General features: G+C 66.4%; 18 protein-coding genes, 1 tRNA gene and 1 riboswitch. Of the genes, 7 read left to right on the top strand and 12 right to left on the bottom strand.

Going from position 1 to position 19,492, the window contains the following annotated elements; translation table 11 throughout:
• Nucleotides 1-10: 10 nt before the first annotated feature.
• From WC729_RS24190 to WC729_RS24180, 3 genes are all read right to left on the bottom strand, one after another.
• Nucleotides 11-1,204, bottom strand: coding sequence for a hypothetical protein (locus WC729_RS24190; protein WP_372857016.1), 1,194 nt, complete (start codon nucleotides 1,202-1,204; stop codon nucleotides 11-13).
• 41 nt (nucleotides 1,205-1,245) lie between these two features.
• Nucleotides 1,246-2,868: an MFS transporter gene (locus WC729_RS24185; RefSeq protein WP_372857015.1), complete on the bottom strand. Its 1,623-nt coding sequence runs from the start codon at nucleotides 2,866-2,868 to the stop codon at nucleotides 1,246-1,248.
• 437 nt (nucleotides 2,869-3,305) lie between these two features.
• Nucleotides 3,306-3,896: a DUF308 domain-containing protein gene (locus tag WC729_RS24180; RefSeq protein WP_372857014.1), complete on the bottom strand. Its 591-nt coding sequence runs from the start codon at nucleotides 3,894-3,896 to the stop codon at nucleotides 3,306-3,308.
• A 194-nt stretch (nucleotides 3,897-4,090) separates the two neighbouring features.
• Between WC729_RS24180 and WC729_RS24175 the strand changes: the two genes are divergently transcribed.
• The 5 genes from WC729_RS24175 to WC729_RS24155 all read left to right on the top strand — a co-directional run bounded on the left by WC729_RS24175 (nucleotide 4,091) and on the right by WC729_RS24155 (nucleotide 7,434).
• On the top strand, nucleotides 4,091-4,672 hold the full coding sequence (locus WC729_RS24175) for a TetR/AcrR family transcriptional regulator (RefSeq protein ID WP_372857013.1): 582 nt from the start codon (nucleotides 4,091-4,093) through the stop codon (nucleotides 4,670-4,672).
• Nucleotides 4,673-4,706: 34 nt separating this feature from the next.
• Nucleotides 4,707-5,294, top strand: a complete 588-nt coding sequence (locus WC729_RS24170) for a hypothetical protein (protein WP_372857012.1) — start codon at nucleotides 4,707-4,709, stop codon at nucleotides 5,292-5,294.
• A 45-nt stretch (nucleotides 5,295-5,339) separates the two neighbouring features.
• A complete protein-coding gene (locus tag WC729_RS24165; protein ID WP_372857011.1) occupies nucleotides 5,340-5,636 on the top strand; it encodes a nucleotidyltransferase family protein in 297 nt (98 codons plus the stop codon).
• Nucleotides 5,626-5,973 carry a DUF86 domain-containing protein gene (locus WC729_RS24160; protein WP_372857010.1) on the top strand — a complete coding sequence of 116 codons (348 nt, stop codon included), beginning with the start codon at nucleotides 5,626-5,628 and terminating at the stop codon, nucleotides 5,971-5,973. The genes WC729_RS24165 and WC729_RS24160 overlap by 11 nt, the downstream gene beginning before the upstream one ends.
• Nucleotides 5,974-6,366: 393 nt before the next feature.
• The gene (locus tag WC729_RS24155) at nucleotides 6,367-7,434 is read left to right on the top strand and encodes a cupin-like domain-containing protein (protein ID WP_372857009.1); all 1,068 of its coding nucleotides are present in this window, start codon (nucleotides 6,367-6,369) and stop codon (nucleotides 7,432-7,434) included.
• Between the two features lie 51 nt (nucleotides 7,435-7,485).
• Here the strand turns inward: WC729_RS24155 and WC729_RS24150 are convergent, their stop codons facing one another.
• The 5 genes from WC729_RS24150 to WC729_RS24130 all read right to left on the bottom strand — a co-directional run bounded on the left by WC729_RS24150 (nucleotide 7,486) and on the right by WC729_RS24130 (nucleotide 14,390).
• Complete coding sequence (locus WC729_RS24150) at nucleotides 7,486-9,408, bottom strand: PEP/pyruvate-binding domain-containing protein (RefSeq protein ID WP_372857008.1); 1,923 nt, start codon at nucleotides 9,406-9,408, stop codon at nucleotides 7,486-7,488.
• A gap of 308 nt (nucleotides 9,409-9,716) precedes the next feature.
• On the bottom strand, nucleotides 9,717-10,493 hold the full coding sequence (locus WC729_RS24145; RefSeq protein ID WP_372857007.1) for an ABC transporter ATP-binding protein: 777 nt from the start codon (nucleotides 10,491-10,493) through the stop codon (nucleotides 9,717-9,719).
• Entirely contained in the window at nucleotides 10,484-11,446 is a 963-nt protein-coding gene (locus WC729_RS24140) for a FecCD family ABC transporter permease (RefSeq protein ID WP_372857006.1), read from the bottom strand. The genes WC729_RS24145 and WC729_RS24140 overlap by 10 nt, the downstream gene beginning before the upstream one ends.
• Complete coding sequence (locus WC729_RS24135; protein ID WP_372857005.1) at nucleotides 11,443-12,453, bottom strand: ABC transporter substrate-binding protein; 1,011 nt, start codon at nucleotides 12,451-12,453, stop codon at nucleotides 11,443-11,445. Before WC729_RS24135 ends, WC729_RS24140 begins: the two co-directional genes overlap by 4 nt.
• The gene (locus WC729_RS24130; protein WP_372857004.1) at nucleotides 12,453-14,390 is read right to left on the bottom strand and encodes a TonB-dependent receptor plug domain-containing protein; all 1,938 of its coding nucleotides are present in this window, start codon (nucleotides 14,388-14,390) and stop codon (nucleotides 12,453-12,455) included. Before WC729_RS24130 ends, WC729_RS24135 begins: the two co-directional genes overlap by 1 nt.
• Nucleotides 14,391-14,645: 255 nt before the next feature.
• Nucleotides 14,646-14,847, bottom strand: a riboswitch (cobalamin riboswitch).
• 107 nt (nucleotides 14,848-14,954) lie between these two features.
• Here WC729_RS24130 and WC729_RS24125 point away from each other — a divergent pair.
• A complete protein-coding gene (locus tag WC729_RS24125) occupies nucleotides 14,955-15,212 on the top strand; it encodes a hypothetical protein (RefSeq protein WP_372857003.1) in 258 nt (85 codons plus the stop codon).
• A gap of 51 nt (nucleotides 15,213-15,263) precedes the next feature.
• Here the strand turns inward: WC729_RS24125 and WC729_RS24120 are convergent.
• Together WC729_RS24120 and cpdR are read right to left on the bottom strand one after the other, a co-directional pair.
• Nucleotides 15,264-15,338, bottom strand: a tRNA-Val gene (locus tag WC729_RS24120).
• 69 nt (nucleotides 15,339-15,407) lie between these two features.
• On the bottom strand, nucleotides 15,408-15,785 hold the full coding sequence (gene cpdR, locus WC729_RS24115) for a cell cycle two-component system response regulator CpdR (protein WP_372857002.1): 378 nt from the start codon (nucleotides 15,783-15,785) through the stop codon (nucleotides 15,408-15,410).
• Nucleotides 15,786-15,922: 137 nt separating this feature from the next.
• Here cpdR and WC729_RS24110 point away from each other — a divergent pair, with 137 nt between their 5' ends.
• Entirely contained in the window at nucleotides 15,923-16,780 is an 858-nt protein-coding gene (locus tag WC729_RS24110; RefSeq protein ID WP_372857001.1) for an N-formylglutamate amidohydrolase, read from the top strand.
• Between the two features lie 409 nt (nucleotides 16,781-17,189).
• Here the strand turns inward: WC729_RS24110 and WC729_RS24105 are convergent, their stop codons facing one another.
• Together WC729_RS24105 and WC729_RS24100 are read right to left on the bottom strand one after the other, a co-directional pair.
• A complete protein-coding gene (locus WC729_RS24105) occupies nucleotides 17,190-17,963 on the bottom strand; it encodes a SapC family protein (RefSeq protein ID WP_372857000.1) in 774 nt (257 codons plus the stop codon).
• 58 nt (nucleotides 17,964-18,021) lie between these two features.
• Nucleotides 18,022-19,470, bottom strand: a complete 1,449-nt coding sequence (locus WC729_RS24100; protein WP_372856999.1) for an FAD-binding oxidoreductase — start codon at nucleotides 19,468-19,470, stop codon at nucleotides 18,022-18,024.
• Between the last annotated feature and the right edge of the window lie 22 nt (nucleotides 19,471-19,492).

Here is a 19,492-nt window from a genome sequence, read left to right as displayed (position 1 = left end):
GTGCGGCGCGTCAGGAGGGACCAGCCCATCCGTTCAGCGCAGGAGTCAGCTCGGCCGGGAGCGGGCGGAGTCGCCCGGCCATCGCCGCTTTCATGCGCGGATCGGCGCGGACCGCGGCAAGCATTGCCGGGTCCAGCCCCGCCGGCGTCGCCCCGGGCGTCATCCAGTAGAGCGCGCGGGGAGCGACGAGCACCTCGTCCATCTCGGCGAGCAGCTCGCGGACGACGCCGTCGACCTGCTTCATGCAGACATAGGCACGCTGACGGATCGCCGCGTTCGGCGTGACCACGAAATCCGGGTCGCTCGCCTGGCGCTCGTTGAGCACCGGCGCGAGCGCGCGCGTCGCTTCCTCGGCGCGGCCGAGCCCGGACAGCGCGCAGGCCTTGATCCAGGCGAACTGGCGCTCGCTGCCGGGCACCTTTTCCCCGCCCTTGCCGTATTTGCCGTCCTTCTTCGTCTCGAATTGCGGGGCAAGCGTCTCGATCAGCGCCAGTGCCTCGGCCGAGCGGCCAGCCTCGGCGAGATAGGCTGCACGATTGATGTCGAAGTTGATCGCATAGGGACTGTCGGCCCCCAGGGTCGCCTTTGCCTCGATCAACAGCCTGATCGCGTCGTCGCGCCGACCCTCATTGCTGGTGTAGGAGGCAAGGCGCGCCGAGAGCATGGTCCACTCCGTACGGTCCCAGTCGGTCCGCCGCCCGGTCTCCGTGCGCGCCGTGTCGACCAGGGCGCGGGCCTTGTCGCGATAGCCGGCGAACCACAACGCTTCCGAATATTGGAACAGCCGGCGGGTCTTGGGCCGAGTGCTCGATTCGGCGGTCGTGCGCGGCGGCGCCCGTAGCTCGCCCTTGTTATAAGCCGCCTCCGCATCAGCGACGGAGAAGTCGCGGAACCTGCCGAGATCCGGGCCGGCCCAGTCGAGCAGGGCAGGCCAGAGGAATTCCAGCCGACGATCGAGCAGCAGCAGGATCGCCATGTCAGCGGTGGTGACGGGGCGCATCTCAACCGCGGCGCCCGCCCTGGCCCGGATCGCCGCCTCATGACCGTTGACCAGCAGATCGACCCGGACCGGACGGCCATGATAGTCCATGGTGCCCGACGCCTTGATCCATGCGGCATAGGGATCCGGCGCCACGCGCGGGGCGACCGGAACGGCAACGATGGGTGGCGGGGCAGTCTGTGCGACTGCCGCAGCGCCAGGCATCATGAGAATCGGCGCGACGGCCAACACGCGCCAACCCTGCATCAGTCGGCGCTCGCCGTGCCGGGCTTGGTCTCGTGCAGGCCGACCGCGGTCACCACCAGCGCCATCGCGACCACCGCGAACGTGTACCACAGGCCGGCATAGGGATCGCCGGTCCGGGCGACGATATACTGGCCGATAAAGGGCAGGAATCCGCCGAAATAGCCAGTGCCGATATGATAGGGGATCGACATCGAGCTGTAGCGGATGCGCGGCGGGAACATCTCCGACAGCAGGGCCGCGACCGGGCCGTAGGTCATGCCCGACAGTGCGCCCATCACGATGATCGCGAGCATGATCAGGATGATGCTCTTTACCGTCGGCACGACCTTGTCGAGCTTGTAGCCGGCATTGGCCAGTGCCGCATCGAGACCGGCCGGGCTGGTATCGGCGACCGGCACCTGGCCGATCGTGACCAGGGTCACCGGGGTCTGCGCCTTGGTGTAGGTGACGCCCTTTTTCGAGAAATAATCGAGCAGCTCGCCGCACTTGTCGACCTGCTTCGCGGCGAAGGGATTATAGTCGCAGGACGGGCCCGACACGATAACGGGCGCGCGGCGCGCGGCGCGCGATAGCTCGGGGTTGGCCGCGCCGCCCATCATCCAGAAGAGCGGGAAGATCAGCACCAGGGTCATCGCATAGCCGAGGATGATCGGCGTCTTGCGGCCGACCTTGTCCGACAGCTTCCCGAAATAGATGAACCAGAACAGGCTGAGCGTCGCGCCGACACCGACGATGAGCTGTGCCGCGGTGGCGTTCACCCGCATCGTCGTCTGGAGGAAGGAGAGCACGGTGAAGGTCGCGGTGTACCAGATGACCGTCAGCCCGGCCGAGATGCCGAACAACGCGACGAACAGCCGCCGGAGATTGCCGGGATAAGTGAAGCTTTCGGTGAAGGGGTTCTTGGCGGTCTCGCCGGCCGACTTCATCGCCTTGAACACCGGGCTCTCGTTGAGCTTCAGGCGCATCCACAGCGACACGGCGAGCAGCGCCAGCGAGAAGACGAAGGGGAAGCGCCAGCCCCAGCTGTCCCACACCGCGGCCGGCATCAGCCATTTCGACAGCAGCACGACGATCAGGCTGAGGATGAAGCCGCCGACCACGCTGGCCTGGATGAAGCTGGTGTAGAAGCCGCTTTTCCCCTTGCCGCTATGCTCCGCGACATAGATCGCCGCGCCGCCATATTCGCCGCCCAGCGCCAGGCCCTGCAGGATGCGCAGGAAGATGACGATGAAGGGCGCGGCGAGCCCGATCGAGGCGGCCGAGGGCACCAGGCCGACACCGGCAGTGGCGACGCCCATCAGGGTGATGGTGACGAGGAAGGTGTATTTGCGGCCCCATTTGTCGCCGAGGAAACCGAACAGGATCGCGCCCAGGGGACGGAAGCCGAAACCGACCGCGAACACCGCCCAGGCGGCGAGCGTCTGGACCAGCTCGTTGCCGGCGGGGAAGAAGACGCGGCCGATGATGCCGGAGGCGGCGAGCGTGCCGTAGATGAAGAAATCATACCATTCGAAGATCGTGCCGAGCGACGACGCAGTAATGACGAGCTGGATGTCCTTCCGGCTCGGTTCGGGCGTCGCACCCGGTTCGGACGCCATGTCGGCAGCCGTGATCGTGGCCATGTTTGCTTCTCCCCTTGACGGGAGGTTTAGCGGGATATGCCGGGGCGGCAAGATGGGGTGGATCGGTGGGCGCGGACAATCGCTTTGGTGGCGCCGGGCGTGTCTTGCCCGTGGTGCGCTGGACATGAGAGCAGGCGATGAGAAAGAGACGGGACGCGGGCGTCCGCCGTGATGCTGATCCAGGCGGTTTGGCGGCCGGGTTGAATCGAGGCGGTCGACAGGAATGTCATGCAGGTCGCTGACATTCCCGGCGCCTTCGGTGTTGGAAATGTCATGGAGGTTGCTGACATTTTCGACGTCGGTCGAAATGGTATTTTATTATTCAATATTAACTACTTGTGAGAAATAAAGTTAAGCCAGATCCTCATGGCAGGCGCCATCCGCGTTCCTTGCGCACCACGCCCAGGTTGGAGGCATGGTGCGCGATGGCGGCGTAGTCAGATGGCCGCGCTGGTCGAACCGCGACGGGCATTGCCGACCGTCAGCCAGATCGCGGAAACGAGGAAGTAGAAGGCGCCGAACGCCGCATAGGGGGCAATGTCGGCGATGCCGGGAACCGCCGGGCTGCTCGCCATCGTCACGAAGAAGGCACCTGCAAGGGCGGACTGGGCACCGCTGAGGATCATGGCCCATTGTGCCCCGAACGCCGACCAGCGCCGGATGGCCGTTGCGAGTTGGAACAGTCCCGCGAGCACCGCCCACACGCCGAAGACGGCGAGTACCGAATTCATGCCCCGGCCAAGCGCGACGGCGACGGCGATCGCGGTGAGCCCGCTGACGACGACGTTGAGTAGCTGGCTCCTGTTGCGGCCAAGGCCGCCGCTGCGCTTCGCATCGATGAAGTTCGCGAGCGCGTCCCAGGCGGGATAGGCGACCAGCATGACGGCAGCGATCATCGGCGCCTGCCTGGCGACGGTGAAGGCCAGGACCACCCAGGCCGCGGATACGGCAAAGCGGATGACATAATAGTTCCTGAGCCAGGCAGCCGAGGAGGCGACGCGACGATGATCGATGGACTGATGCTGCACGGTGATTCTCCGAATATGTGTCTACCTACTAGTAGGTAGGAGTCGCTCGGTCAATGGGCTTGCGCGCTGCTGTCGTTGCAGTGGCATGGGCTGGGAACGGCCGTCCCGATCGGGGCTGGGCTCATGCGACATGGCCGTCAGCGCCTTGCGCAGTCTCTCTCACGGATATATCTACCTATCAGAAGGTAGGTGCGATGGGGTTTGTTCAAGGCGATACGGCGGGGAAGCTGGTGGGTACCGCCGCCCAGCTGATCATGCGCGGCGGGTATAACGGCTTCAGCTATGCCGACCTGGCGAAACGCCTCGGTATCCGCAATGCGAGCATCCACCATCATTTTCCGTCGAAGGTCGACCTGGTGGTCGCGGTCGTGGAGCAGGGCCGCGCGATCATCCGCGCCCAGATCGCGGCGCTGGAGGAGGGTTCGCCCGTCGCGATGGACCAGCTCCTGTCCTATACGGGCTATTGGGAACGCTGCATCAAGGACCAGAGCGCACCCTTCTGCCTCGCCGCGATCCTTGCCGCCGACCTTCCGGGTCTCCCGGCGGAAGTCGCCATCTCGGTCCGCGGCCATTTCGTCGATCTTGCCGGATGGCTCGCGCGGGTGCTGACGCTCGGGGTCGAACAGGGCGCGATGCGGCTGAACGCCTCCCCTGCCATCGAAGCGGAGGCCTTCATGGCATCGGTGTACGGCGCCATGCTCGCCGCGCGCGCGTTCGACGATCCCGGGCGCTTCGACCTCATCGTCGAGGCCTCGATTCAGCGCATTCGCGCCTGACGATGTCAGCAGCGCGCAGGCCGGAAGGGAAGCAATGCTGAGCGATGCGTTGATCGACGAGATTCGCGGCCTCCATGCCGGGCCCGACCGCGGCTATCACGGCTGGAGCCATCCGCTCGCGCTGCTCGCGCTCCATGCCGAGGTCGAGGACAAACTGCACGATGCCGAGGCAGTGCGCTGCGCGATCCTGCTGCACGATGCGATCTACGAACCGCGCCGCAAGGACAATGAAAGCCGCAGCGCGGCGCTGGCGGCGGAGATGCTGAAGGGAGTCGTGCCCGAGCCGACGCTCGGCCGGACGCTGCGCCTGATCGAAGCCACTGCGCATCATGCGATCCCCGCCGACCTGCTCGCTGACGAGGTGGCGGACATGGCGATGTTCCTCGACATGGACCTGTCGATCCTCGGCGCAGCGCCGGCGGTCTTCGATGCGTATGAAGCGGGCGTGCGACATGAGTATCGCGAGGTGCCGGAGGACGTGTTTCGGGCCGGGCGGGCGGCTATTCTCGAGGGGTTTCTGGCGCGGGAGGCGTTGTATTTCTCGGGCTGGGGGCGAGAGCGGTTCGAAGCAGCGGCGCGGGAGAACCTGGCCCGATCGATCGCAAAGCTGCGCAGTGGCTGACGCAGCGGTTTGTAGGGCACGGCGTTTCCAGCTATATTTCCGGCCGTGAAATACGAAGCGATCCTCGACCAGCTCAGAAAGCGCGAAAAGGATATTCGCGCGATGGGCCTGGAACATCTGTCGCTGTTCGGATCGACGGCACGCGGTGACGGCAACTCCGCGTCGGACGTGGACCTGGCCGCGACGTTCGACGATGCCGCACGGATCGACCTGTTCCGTTTCGCGGAGATCGCAGAGCAGCTTTCGGAGATGCTGGGCGCGACGGTCGATCTGGTCGCCGAACCCGCCCGCACCGCGCGCATGCAGGCGGAAATCGATCGGGATCGCGTGCGTGTCTTCTAGCCGCGAGCGGCTTCGCCTTCAGGATATCGTCGACAATATCGACCGGATCGCATCCTATGTGGGGAACATGGACTATGCGGCGTTCGCGGTCGATCCAAAGACGATCGACGCGGTGGAACGGTGCCTGCAACGGATTACCGAGGCAGTGATCAAGATTGGGCCGGAGCGCATGGGCGAAATCGCGCCATCCCTGCCCGTTTCAGCGGTGCGGGGCCTGGGCAACCTGCTTCGCCACGACTATGATCGTGTCAGTCTGCCGGCGATCTACGCGACCGTGACGGACCGGTTGCCGGAATTGCGGCGCGACTGCGAAAGGGCGCTCTCGGCGGACGACTGACCTGCTTTGCGGGAGCTGGCTGTCGACGTTGCGTTTCCATAATTGGGAAACTGGCACCGTAACTCTGGGGTCGTGAGCGTTTCAAAACGGCGGCGCGGGAGAACCTGGCCCGGTCGATCGCAGGACTTCGGGGTGGCGAACGCCAGGTCGGCGTCAATGCCAAACCCGATCCGTCGAGCATCTGAGTCACGAGAGCAGTCACGCCAACCGCTATGCGACCTGGCGCATATCGAATTCGCCTATTCTATTCCCCTCTTCCCCGAGGCGCGATTGGAGACCAGCGAACCGGATTGCCGATGCGGCGATGACCATTGGCATCGCACCGCGACGTTGACCCCACGCGGCAGCGCGCCCAAAATCGGATTCGCTGGCAAACAGGACATGGGGCAACGGGTGCGCGAAATTAATGCCGGCGATTTCAGCGCGGCGCTTTTCCATGAAGAGATAGTACCGGCCTATCGGCCCGTGGTGGTCCGCGGCCTGGTGCGGGATTGGCCCGCGACGCGTGCGGCGAGCGAGGGCGGCGAGGCGCTCGCTGCCTATCTGAAACGCTTCGACTGCGGCGTGCCGCTCGTGACCAAGACTGCGCCGGCGGCGGTGGCGGGCCGCTTCGCCTACGACGCTGCCGTCACTGGCTTCAACTACCACAAGGACAGCATGAAAGTCGGCGATGCGCTCGACCGGCTGGTCGCGCTGTCGAAGGAGGAATCGCCGCCCGCCTTTGCGATCCAGTCAGCCCGTGCGCGCCGATATTTTCCCGGCTTCCATCGAGAGAATCGGTTGCCAATGCTGCCCGACAGCGTCGGGCCGCGCCTGTGGATCGGCAATGCGGTCATCGTCGCGGCTCACTACGACCCAACCGAAAACATCGCCTGCTGCGTTGCCGGCCGGCGGCGGTTCACGCTGTTTCCGCCCGAACAGGTGCGCGGCCTTTATCCAGGGCCGTTCGAGCTGACCCCGGCCGGCCCGATCGTCTCAATGGTCGATTTCGATGCGCCCGATCCCGCTCGTTTTCCGCTGTTCGCTGAGGCGATCGCGGCATCTCAGGTGGTCGAGCTCGAGCCTGGTGATGCGCTCTACATCCCCTCCCTCTGGTGGCATCATGTCAGGTCGCTCGATCGGATCAATCTGCTCGTCAATTTCTGGTGGAAGGTCGCGGCGAACACGCAGGAGGTGGGCACCGAGGCGTTGCTGCTCGCGATGATGTCGATCAAGAACCTGCCCGACAGCCGGCGCGACGCCTGGCGCGCCTTGTTCGGCCATTATGTATTCGGCGACGATGGTCCGCCGGGCACGCATCTTCCGCCCGAGCGGCGCGGTGTGCAGGGCGAGATCAATGCTGAAGCGGCGACCGGGTTGCGCACCGAGATCGCGCTGAAGCTGGCGCCGCAACTGGAGCGGAAGCCGAGGTTCGTCTCGGGCCTGCGCCGCCTTGCTCGTGCGCTTCCATGGCGACGGTAGATGTTCCAGTCAGAATGGCCCGCCAGTGCGTGAAAACACGCTATTATTACCCTATCGCCCCCGCACATAATCCCTCGACTGCACGACCATGATCCGGTCGCCGACCACGAGCCATTCCACATCCTGCGGCCGGTTGCCGAACACTTCCTCCACCGCGCGGCCGACCTTCCCCAGCCGGCGGACCAGATCGTCGGACAGGACGGGGCGGTCGGCTTCGATCTTCACTTCCTCCACGCCGCCGCCGGGGGAGAAATGCAGCAGCACATCGTCCTTCGAGCGGGTGAGGACCTGGATCGATTCGAGCTCCGGGCGGTAGATCAATTGCTCGGCGATCTTCCGGCCCTCGACCACGCGGATGCCCAAGCCGCGCTTCGCAGCGATGAAGATGCGGGTCTCGTCGGCCTGTTGCTCGTCGAACGGGTCGATCGTGGTCATCACGCCGGCCGAATCCGCATCGACGCCGATCTGGACCAGCACGGCGGCGCGGACCGAGCGGTGGTCGATGCCCGCCGCTTCGCGCGCGGCGAAGGCGCGGTCGTTCCAGATCGAGCCCCACACGGTTTTTACCGCTTTCGCCAGATCTTCGGCGCTGACCACATTGGGGACGGTATCGTAGAGGCCGGCGCCGTTGAAGCCGCGCAGATCCTCGGCATTGGTCGAGGAGCGGATGAACACCCCCTTTGGCCCGAGCAGCGCGGCGCGGCGCGCGGTGATGGCGGCGAAATCGGCGTCCGGGATCTTGCCGGCGAGGAAGGCAGCGCGGAGCTTGGCCAGTTCCTGCTGGCGCCAGGCGGGTTCAGTGCGGCGCGGATCGGCGAGCAGCGCGGCGATGCGCGGGCCGAACTGGTTGGCCGCAACGAAGCGGTCGTAGAAGGAGAAGGGAATGCCGAAGCCGGGCGGCACGGTGAAGCGGCCGTCGCGCACCGCGAGTTGCGCCACCTGGCCGAGATTGGCCGATTTGGCGCCGGTGCGGCGGGCCCAGCTTTCGTCCTGCTCGACCAGCGAGGGCAGGCCCGAATAGACGGTGTCGGCCTGCGCCACCTGGACGGCGCGCGCCTTCTTCGCCCGCTCGGCCGTCTTGACCTCGGCCGGGGTCGCCATGCGCAGCACGACCATGGCGCCGCGCGTATCGAGCAGCACCATCTGGCCGGCGAGCGCGGCCCAGCGGCGATCGGCATCGGCGCGATAGGCATTGGGAATGCGCCAGGTCTTGGCCAGCAGGCTGACATGGTTGATCGGGGTGGTGAAGGTCGCGGAGACGATGCCGGCGACTGGCGGCATGCGGATCGGCATGGTCGTCAGCACCGCGATGTCGCCGGGGGTGAGCGTGTCCTCCTGCCCCTCCTTCACCACCACCAGCCGGCCGACCGCGCGGCCATGGTTGAGGACCAGCTCCTCGCGGCTGCCATAGGCTTCGTCGACGCCGATGGTCGGCAGCTTCGCCTGGCCGGCGGCCTCGCGCTGCTGATCCGAATTGGGCTTGAAGGTGAGCGACGCGGGGAAACCCGCCTGGAGCACGCGCATCATGTCGGCGAGCAGCGCGGGCTCGACCAGATCGCCCTCCCATAATTCCACGCCGTAGCGGTTCAGCCGGGGATAGCGGACGACCGAGCCGAGGATGAAGCGCCGCTTCGGGTTGGAATAATTGGCGTCGTTGAAGGTCTGGCTGTCGGCGAGCGTCAGGTATTTCGCCTGGAGATATTCGAGGTGATAGCGATAGCGTTTCGTGTCGATCCACAGCAGCTTCGGCGTCGAAGCGGCGCGGTCGATGGCGAACATCAGCTGCGGCAGCGCGAGGAAGCGGCCGCCGCCCTCGGTGCGGGCGAGGCGATCGAATTCGGCGTCGTTCCTGATGCCGGCCTGGGGCGCGGGGGAGCGATCCGGCGCGGTCGTCTGGCCGCTGAGCGAGGACAGGTCGTTCGCCGCGAAGCCGAGGGCGGCAAGGGCAAGCATGGCCGCGATGGTTTTGGTCACGAGTCCCTCCCGAACCCCGCGAGGCTGCGCGAAAGTGGGGCTGCGGTCCAGTGGCTAGAGAGAATTGATTTGGCCAAATGAGAGCCCCTCCCCTTCAGCGGCCAGCGATTAACACATTGTGCAGGCGCCCATCTTCCCCTCTCCTCTCAGGAGAGGGGCAAGCTGCGCAGCAGCGCGGGGTGAGGTTGAGTATGAGACGCCCATGCTGGTCACCCTCACCCTTCCCACCGCTTCGCGGCGGGCCCCTTCCCTCTCCCGCTGGGAGAGGGAAAAGCAGAGCTCCTGAAGGGGGAGGGATTGAATATATATCAAACCACCCGTCCCCGGGGGAGGCAGATCAGGCGGCCTTCGGTGTCGCGGTGGACGCTGACGTCGACGTCGAAGGCGATGCGCAGATTCTCCGGGGTGAGCACTGCGCCGGCCTCGCCGCTCGCCAGGATCGTCCCGTCCTTGAGCAGCAGCACGTCGTCCGCCACGCGGCCGGCATGGAGCAGGTCGTGCAGGACGATGGCCACGCCCCTGCCCTGCCGCGCGACCTCACCCAGCCGGTCGAGGATATCGAGCTGGTGATGCGGATCGAGGCCGGCGAGCGGCTCGTCGGCGAGGAGCCAGTCGGGCTCGCCGGCGAGGACCCGGGCCAGCAGGACGCGGGCGCGCTCGCCACCCGACAGCTCGTTGATCGGACGGATGGCGAGGTGGCCGGTCTCGGTCGCGGCCATGGCCTGAGTCACTGCCTCGGCATCATGGGCGTCGGGCCCGGCAAAGGGCGCGCGGTGCGGGGCTCGGCCCAAAGCCACCACGTCGGACGCCGCGATGTTCCAGTGCACCCGGGCGTCCTGCGGGAGATAGCCGATGCGGCGCGCCCGCTCGCGGGGATCGAGCGCGGCGACGGTGCGCTCGCCGAGGCGGACGGCACCGGCACTCGGCGCGATCAGCGCGGCGGCGGTCTTGATCAGGGTGGATTTGCCCGCGCCATTGGGGCCGAGGATCGCGGTCACCCGGCCGGGGCGGAGGACGGCGCTGACTCCGTCCAGCACTCTGCGGCCGGACAGCGTGACACCGAGGCCCTCGACGATCAGTTCCACGACGTGCGGCCCTTGAGCAGGAGCATCAGGAAGAAGGGCGCGCCGATCAGCGCCATCGCCACGCCGAGCCTGACCTCGCCCGCGCCCGGCGCGAGGCGGCACAGGCTGTCGGCGATCAGGACCAGCGCGGAACCGCCCAGCGCGCTGGGCAGCAGCAGGGCAGCGGGGCGGTGGCCGAAGATCGGGCGGAGCATGTGCGGCACGACCAGGCCGACAAAGCCGACCACGCCCGTCACCGCGACGCTGGCGCCGATGGTGAGGCCGGTACCGAGCACGATCAGCGCCTGGAGCCGGCCGAGCCTGACGCCGAGCGAGCGCGCCGCCGCCTCGCCCAGGGTCAGCGCGTCGAGCGACGGGCCGGTGAGGAACAGCAGGATCGCGCCCAGCGCCATGAAGGGGAGCGCGGTGCGGACATCCTCGATGCTGCGGTCAGTGAGCGCGCCCATCAGCCAGTCGATCACTTCGGCCACGGCATAGGGGTTGGGCGCGATCGAGATGAGGAAGGCCGTGAGCGCGCCGGCAAGGCTGGCGAGCACGGTGCCGGCGAGGATGAACTGGACGGGGCTCGGCGATCGCCAGGTCAGCGCGGCGAGCAGCGCCATCGATCCGCCGGCGGTGAGCATCGCGCAGGCGAACAATATGAGCGGATTGCCCGCAACGCCGAGGATGATCGCCGCCACCGCGCCGAGCGCTGCGCTGGAGGAGACGCCGACCACCGCCGGATCAGCGAGCGGGTTGCGGAGATAGCCTTGCAGCACAGCGCCCGACAGGCCGAGCACGGCACCGATGGCGAGGCCGAGCAGCGCGCGCGGCAGGCGCAGCTCGACGATGATGGCGAAGCGCGGATCGTCCGAGAACCAGGCATCGGCCGGGATCCAGGTCTTGCCCGCGATCAGCGAGAGACCGAAGGCGAGGACGACCAGCAGCGCGAGGAGGGCGAGCTTCAATTTCATTTTCCCTCTCCCTGCGGGAGAGGGGAAGAAGCGGTCCGCCAATCCAGCGATCGACGGATCGCGGCGAGGCGGGTGATGGCGGGGATGATCGTCGGGCCGCCGCAATTGACCAGGCTGCGCGGGAAGGCCGCCTCGACCGTGTTGGCACCGGTACGGGCGAGGACGCGGGCGCGGAGGGTCGCGGTGCGCGACGGGCCGGGGGTGAGGATCACGCGGGGCGGCTTTGCGGCAATGGTTTCGATCGGGAGGGTGCCGGTAAAGGCCAGGCCGTAATCGATCGCGGCGTCGCGGAAACCGGCCCTGGTGAGCAGTTCGTCGAGCAGGGTGCCCGAGCCGTTGACGAGGTTGCCGGCGATGAAGAGCAGGGCTGAGGGATCTTCCCCACTATCCTTCCCCGACGAAGAGTACCGGGTCGGATCGTCCCCCGGACGATCCTTGAACATGCGGGGCATGTTCAACCCGGTACTGGGCCCAGTATCGGGACCTGCCTTGGCTGGTGCCTGAGCTCCATTACCTCCACCTTCCCAACTAGGCCCCGGCCTTCGCCGGGGAAGGGCAGAAGAGACGGCCGCGTCGATGCGCGCGTTGAGCGCCCTGCCCTTTGCCTCGGCGCCGACAGCCGACGCGATCTGCATGACCTGCGCCTTGCTTGCCTCGATCGTGACGGGAGAATCGAGCAGCAGCGTCTTCAGCCCGGCCCGCGCGTAGGCATTGCGGGTGCTGGCGGGGGTGAAGCTGCTGGTCACCACCAGATCGGGTTTCAGCGCGATCACTTCCTCGGCGGTGCCAGTGGTGGAGGCGAAGCGGTTCGCCACCGAAAGGTCGATCGAGGTCGCGCCGGGATCCTGCGAATAATGGCTGATCGCGGCGATGCGGTTCGCGGGGACGAGGTCGATCAGGATCGCGTCCGCGCAGGGATTGGTGGAGACGATCCCGCCGCCGCCCGGCGCCCGCGCGGGCGAGCACCCGGCGAGGAGCAGGACGAGCGGCAGGATCGCCCGTTTCATCAGTCGAACTTCACGCGGATGCCGCCAAAGGCCGTGCGGCCATAGGTGCCATAGGTGGCGACCGTCTGATATTTCTCGTCGAACAGATTCTCGACGCGGCCATAGACGGTGAGGCGATCGCCGATCGGGAATTCGGCACGCAGGCTCGCCAGCGAATAGCCGTCGAGGCGGTTGAAGTTGCCGACATCGTCATAGCTGTCCCCCACCACGCTGATCGTGCCGCCGACCGACAGGCCGAAGGGCAGACGATAGTCCACCGAGACGCTGGCGGTTTCCTTCGGGCGACGGGCCAGGTCCTTGCCGAAATTGGCGCCGGGCGAGCGATTCTCGCTGTCGATATAGCTGACATTGCCGGTGAGCGTGAGATCGTCGATCGGGCGCAGTTCCAGCTCGACTTCGACGCCCTGGGCGCGCGTGCGGGCGATATTGTCATAGGTGCCGAAGGGGCGCTGGTAGCAGATCGAATTGGGGTTGGTGACGTCGACCGTCGGGCAGGACACGAAATCGATCTGGCCCTTCGTGTCGCGATGGAAATAGGTCGCCCGCGCGGTGAAGCGCCCCTCGAGCAGCTTCTGTTCGATCCCTACGTCATAGTTGCGCGCGGTTTCCGGCTTCAGCCGCTCGTTGCCATAGTCGCTGAACAGTTGATACAGCGTCGGGGCCTTGAAGCCCTCGGCATAGCTGGCGCGCAGGATGGTGCCCGTACCGAGCGCGAGCGCTGCATTCCCGGCAAAGCTGGTATGACCGCCGAACTTGCGATGGTCGTCGTGGCGCACGCCGCCCGTCACGGTCAGCTGATCGATCGGCCGAACAATCGCTTCGCCATAGAAGCTGGTGATCCCGGTCTTTTCGCTCTTGCCGTCGAAATAGCTGCTGTTCTCATGCTCCGCGCCGCCGACGAGGCGGACCTGGTCGACCAGCTGGAAATCGCCCTGATAGGTGTAGCGCTCGCTCCGGCCGCGACCGAAGAAGCTCGGCGCGGTGCCGAACGACGGATCGAAATTGTCGCGGTTGATGTCGGCGATGGTGAAGGCGACCTTGTTGCGGAAGCGGCCGTCGAGCAGGTTCGCATGGAGGCCGGCATAGCCGTAGATTTCCTGCGCGGTGGAATATTCCGCGGTGTCCTGGAAGGGGAAGTAATTGGGCGGCGGATAGCCGTCGAGCGAGAGGCGGCTGTGCGCATAATAGCCGCGCAGGTCGAGCCCGATCCCGTCCGTGAAGGCGATGTTGACGCTGCCGGTACCGCCATATTGACGATAGCCATCGGGCTCTGTGCCGATCGCGGCGGACGAGACGCCGTCGGTGCGGAGGTAGCCGCCGGTCAGCGACGCAGTGACCGCGCCCTTACCGCCGGAAACGCCGGCATTGGCGAAGACGGTGTCATGCGATCCATATTCGACGCTGCCGCGGCCCTGCAGCCCCTCGGTCGGCGTCGCGGTGACGATGTTGACCACGCCGCCCAGGGCCTGGCTGCCCCAGGGCACCGAGTTCGGGCCGCGCAGCACCTCGATCCGCTCGACCGAACCGGCGAGAAGATTGCCGAAATCGAAGCCGCCGCCGGGCGAGGACGGATCGTTGACGCGCACGCCGTCGATCAGGGTCAGGGTTTGCTCACCCTCCGCACCGCGGATACGCACGCCAGTGAAATTGCCGGGCCCGCCATTGCGACTGACGGTGACGCCCGGCGTGGTGGCGAGCAGATCGGAGATGGAGACGGTCTGGCGGCGCTCGATCTCGGCGCGCTCGACGACGGTGACGGCCTGGCCGATCTGCTCGACTGGCTGCTCGACGCCGGTCGCCGTGACGACCACGTCGGCGCGGAGCGAGGCGGTGCTGACGACGCAATCGCCAGGATTGGCGGCGCAATCCTGCGCCGCGTCCTGGGCGAAGGCCGGCATCGTCGCGAACAGGGCGACGGACACCGCGAGCAGGCTCAAATGGTTATGGCGGCGGTTACGCTGAAAAATTCCGTGAGCGCAACGATTGCTACGCAAAACTGCGGAATGGACTGTGACGTCCCCGGAATGGAAGGAACCGGCGTCGTTGACTGTGGAACTGATGGACATGATGTACCCCTTTGCATGGGGCCTACCGGTCCGGACGTGCCTTGGGCGACATCCGGCCCAGACGGCCCGGTTCATGTCGCTCACTCGAGGCAATGCCCTCGTCCGCCCGGTGCATCCCGCCCGCGCGATGGATCGACCGTGGCGGGCAGGTCTCCTGGCTTCCGGGTCTTCGCCTGATGCTCCGCCTTCCCGGGCTTTTACCCAGTGGCGTGATGGAGCACCGGCTAACCGGTTACAGTTGCGGGAGCAGCATCGGAGTTGCGGAAGGTTCCGCGCACCGACTTCCCTATTGTTCCCGTTGCCGGGAACCCGTCACGGACGCGCCCTTATCGGCGTAGGGGCGGAGTGGCAAGCGGCGCGACCGGCTTTGCGATGCCATGCGGCCGGAACCTCATGCCGATTCGAGACGTTGATCTCGATCAAGGCGGTACTGACATGAGCGGTTCCCCAGCCAAAAAGACCGACTTTGCGCCCCGCACCTACACGATGGAGGAGCAGCGCGACCGGTTCGATGAAATCTCCGGCGAGTTCGCGGCCGAGGATCAAGAAGCAAGCGACGCGTTGCTCGACCTGCTGACCGGCGACGCGATCAAGGAACGGCGCCTGCAGGACGCGACCTTCTGGCAGCGGGTGAAATTCCGCTCGCGCATGCTGCGCGCCTCGGATGCGGGCATGCAGCGCAGGGCGGATTAGCGCGGCGATAAAAAAGCCCGTGGGGTCCGAAGACCGCACGGGCTTTTTAAATGGTGGGCGTGGCAAGGATTGAACTTGCGACCCCTGCGATGTCAACACAGTGCTCTACCACTGAGCTACACGCCCACGAGAGTTGCGCGCTCTAGCGAGGGTTATCCGCCCGCGCAAGCCGCAACGCGCGAAATCTTGCCGGGATCAGAGACCCCGGGTCGCATTCTCCATTTCGAACATGCGATCGACCTCCAGCACGAGATCACGCAGGTGGAAAGGCTTGGACAGGACGCGGGCCTGGGGCACCGTCTTGCCTGCCTTCAGCGTCACCGCGGCGAAGCCGGTGATGAACATCACGCGCAGGTCCGGGCACATCTCGCCGGCGCGCTGCGCCAGTTCGATGCCGTCCATTTCCGGCATGACGATATCGGTGAGCAGCAGGTCGAAGGGTTCCGATTCGAGCAACGGAATCGCCTCGGTACCGCGATCGACCGCACTGACGGCATATCCCGAACGTTCGAGCGCGCGCGTGAGATATTCACGCATCACCCGGTCGTCCTCGGCCAACAATATCCTGATCATCGCAGTCCCGCTCAGTCTGTGGCCCTTGTTTATGCGCGAAGCTCTTAAGATTTTCCAGCATTCCCGCCTGCTTTACGATGGCCGTTCGATGCAAAGCGCGATTGCGGCGCAGAGCCACGCATCCTAGGTTGGCGGAGATGGCCGCCAGCGCCCTTTCCTTCGATCGATACGGCCCGGACGAGCCGGCCAGTCCCGTCATCCTGTCCGTGCCCCATGCCGGGCGCGATTATCCACTGGCGTTGCGCGCGGCATTGCGCGTGCCGGTGGCGGCACTGACTCCGCTGGAAGACCGGCATGTCGACGCCGTGGCGATGCTGGCGCGAGGCAATGAGACGATGCTGGTCCAGCGCGTCGCACGGGCCTGGATCGATCTCAACCGCAGCGAGCAGGAGCGCGACCCCGGTATCGACGACGGCGCCAACCGCCAGGCGATGCCGATGCAATCGGCCCGGATGCGCGGCGGGCTGGGCCTGGTGCCGCGCCGGGTTTCGGGCGCGGGCGACATCTGGCAGCGGCGGCTCGACGGCGACGAGGTGATGGCGCGGATCGAGATGGACCACCGGCCCTATCACGCCGCCCTGGCCGATGCGCTGAAGCGGGCCCGGACGCGATTCGGCACCGCAGTGCTGCTCGACCTTCATTCGATGCCGCCGCTGACGCCGGCGCAGGGGAAGGCGCGGATCGTGCTGGGGGATCGTTTCGGGCGATCGGCGGCGGCGCGGTTCGTCCATCGGCTGGAGAGCGAGATTCGGTCGGCGGGGATCACGGTCGCGCTGAACGCGCCTTATGCCGGCGGTCATATCCTCGACGCGCAGGCACGAGCGGCAGCGGGCATTCATGCCGTCCAGATCGAGTTCGACCGCTCGCTCTATCTCGATCCGGCGCTCGACGGGCCGGGCGACGGGCTGGCCGATACTGCGACGCTGCTGCGGCGGATGATCGATGCGGTGGCGGACGAAGCGCTCGCCCTGCCCGGCGCGATCGCCGCGGAATAGGCGAAATCCAAAAAAAACCACCGCGTGCAATGCAGCACGCGGTGGCCAAGGTTCAGGGAGGAGACACACCCGGAGGTGTGCCGCACGGCCCCGCGAAAGGGGGGACACGAAGCCGCGCAACACCGATATAGGAGGGGGGTTTTCGCGCTTCAAGGGCGAAAAGAGCCGCTTTGACTGTGCTTAGCGGCAGGGCCCGATTCCGGGGCTTTAGTTGCGTGAGCGCGGCTTCGTGCGACAGGAAATGATTCCGCAGTGCCGCAGCCGGGAGGATCCGCTCACTGAATGAGCGACTCGCATATCCCGACTCTGCCGCGCGAGCGCGATCGATCAGCGACTCGTGATCAAGAAACGAAAGCCGAACCGGCCGCCTCCGAAGGAAGCGACCGGAACGGATGAATGCCGCAGTCGATCAGACGGCAGGGAGCTGCGCGGGCATGAGGCCGAGCTGCATCTGACGGCTGAAGATGTCGCGCATCAGGCTGAGCGAGAAGAGATGCGCATAGAGCAGCGGGAGCATGCCGTTCTTGTGGATCTTGCGCAGCTGATCGCCGCGAAGCTCAGCCAGCTTCTCTTCGTTCACGATGCGGAAACCGCGATAGATGAAGGGCTGCTCGACACCGTCCGCCTGGATGGTCGTCTCGCCGTCCATCAGCAGACCCAGCTCCGTCAGGTCGCGCATGAACTGGGCGGTGCGGGCACCGGCCTGCTCGAACGATTCGTTGAACTGCATGATGTTCCTGGTCACCTCGGAAGGCTGACCATCGTCGAACAGCGGCTGGCCTTCGAGATCGGCACCGATGCCCTCGGACGTCGGATCGAAGCAGAGCGACAGCTCCTCTGCGCCCGGGCGGAGACGCGCGAGCATGAACGGGTAGCGCCGGATATAGGCGGGCAGGTACATCTGGTTCTCGGTCAGCGTGCCTTCAGCGTCGACGAACACGTTGACGCCTTCGTTCAGGCCCATCAGCGCGAGCGGCACCGCATCGTCACCTTCAGTGAAGACGATCGGGAAATGGCGCTGCGCGAGCGGGAATTCGTCAACCGTGATCGGGATGGCGTGCTGGCCCACCAGGAACTTCGCCTGGGTGATCGGCTTCATCTTGAAATTGACATGCGTCTCGCTCGAAAGCGGTTCGAGCGCATTGTAGAATAGCGGAAGTTGCGATTGCGGCGCGCTGGCCATGAAAACTCTCCATCGGGACTAAATGTAACGGCTTGTGCGTGCCGGACGGCGCCCGGCTCTATGGTGCCAAGGGTTCCGGCGCAAGCGCCACGAGCTTGCCGGGGTTCATAAGTGCCCCGGGATCGAACGCCGCCTTGATCGCGCGCAGCGCCGCCATGCGGGCCGGCGAGGAAAGGCGCTCCAGTTCCTTGAGCTTCATCTGGCCGATGCCGTGCTCGGCCGAGATCGATCCGCCTGCCGCAACGACCAGGTCGTTGACGAAGCGTGTGATGACCGGCGCATCCTCGGCATACCAGCGTGCGGCGTCGACGCCGCGCGGGGCGCGGATATGGAAATGGACGTTGCCGTCGCCGAGATGCCCGAACGCCATCGCCTCGGTTCCGGGGAAGCGCGCCTCGCACGCGGCACCCCCTTCGATCATGAAACGCGGCATGCCCGATACGGGCACCGAGATGTCGTGCTGCACCGCCGGACCGTTGTTGCGCTCCGCCTCCGAGATCGAATCGCGGATGTGCCAGAAGGCTTCGGCCTGCGCCTCGCTTGCCGCGATCACTGCGTCGGCCACTTGCCCATCCGCCAGCGCGGGGGCGAGCAGCCGCTCGAGGAGGTCGGCGGGAGGTTCGTCCGCCGGATCGGTAATGACGGCCTCGATCAGCACGTGCCAGGGATGCTCTCCTGCCAGGGGTGCGCGCGTGCCTGGAACATGCTGCAGCACCAGCGACAGGGTATGGCCGGGCACGATTTCAAAGCTTTCGATCCGGTCGGTGCCCGCTTCGAGCCGGCGCAGCAGCGCAAGCGCGACCTCCGGACCGGACAGGCCGACCCATGCCACCGCGCGCGCGGCGATGGCAGGGACCAGGCGCAAGGTGGCGGCGGTGATGACGCCGAGCGTGCCCTCGGCCCCGATCAGCAGCTGGTTGAGATCATAGCCGCGATTGTCCTTCTTGAGCGCGGCGAGCCCGTCATGGACACTGCCATCGGGCAGGACTGCCTCGACCCCGGCGACCAGGCTGCGCATCGTGCCGAAGCGCAACACCTGAGTGCCGCCGGCATTGGTCGAGGCAAGCCCGCCGATCGTCGCGCTGCCGCGCGCGCCGAGGGTCAGCGGGAAGCGCCTGCCCTGTTCCAGCGCCGCCGTATGAAGATCGGCGAGGATCACTCCGGCCTCCGCGATCGCCAGGCCGTTCACGGGATCGACCGAACGGATGCGGTTCATCCGGCGGAGCGACAGGATCAGCGCCGAGCCGTCGACCGGGGGCGTCGCGCCGCCGACCATGCCGGTATTGCCGCCCTGCGGCACCAGCGGGACTCGCGCCTCCTGCGCCAGCGACAGGATCATGGCCACACCGTCGCGGCTGTCGGGTGCGAGGATCGCCGGCGCGGCACCGTGATAGCGGCCGCGCCAGTCCTCGAGCCACGGCGCGATCGCGGCAGCGTCAGTGATCACGGCCTTGGGGCCGAGCTTTTCGCGGACCGAGTCGGTCAACTGGCGTTGGGCGGGAGTCATGGCCAGGGCCCTATCACGCAGG

The organism is Sphingomonas sp., from assembly GCF_041661825.1.
GTDB lineage: Bacteria > Pseudomonadota > Alphaproteobacteria > Sphingomonadales > Sphingomonadaceae > Sphingomonas.
Note: the sequence above shows the minus strand (reverse complement) of the source record. Positions and strands in the feature narration are given on the sequence as shown.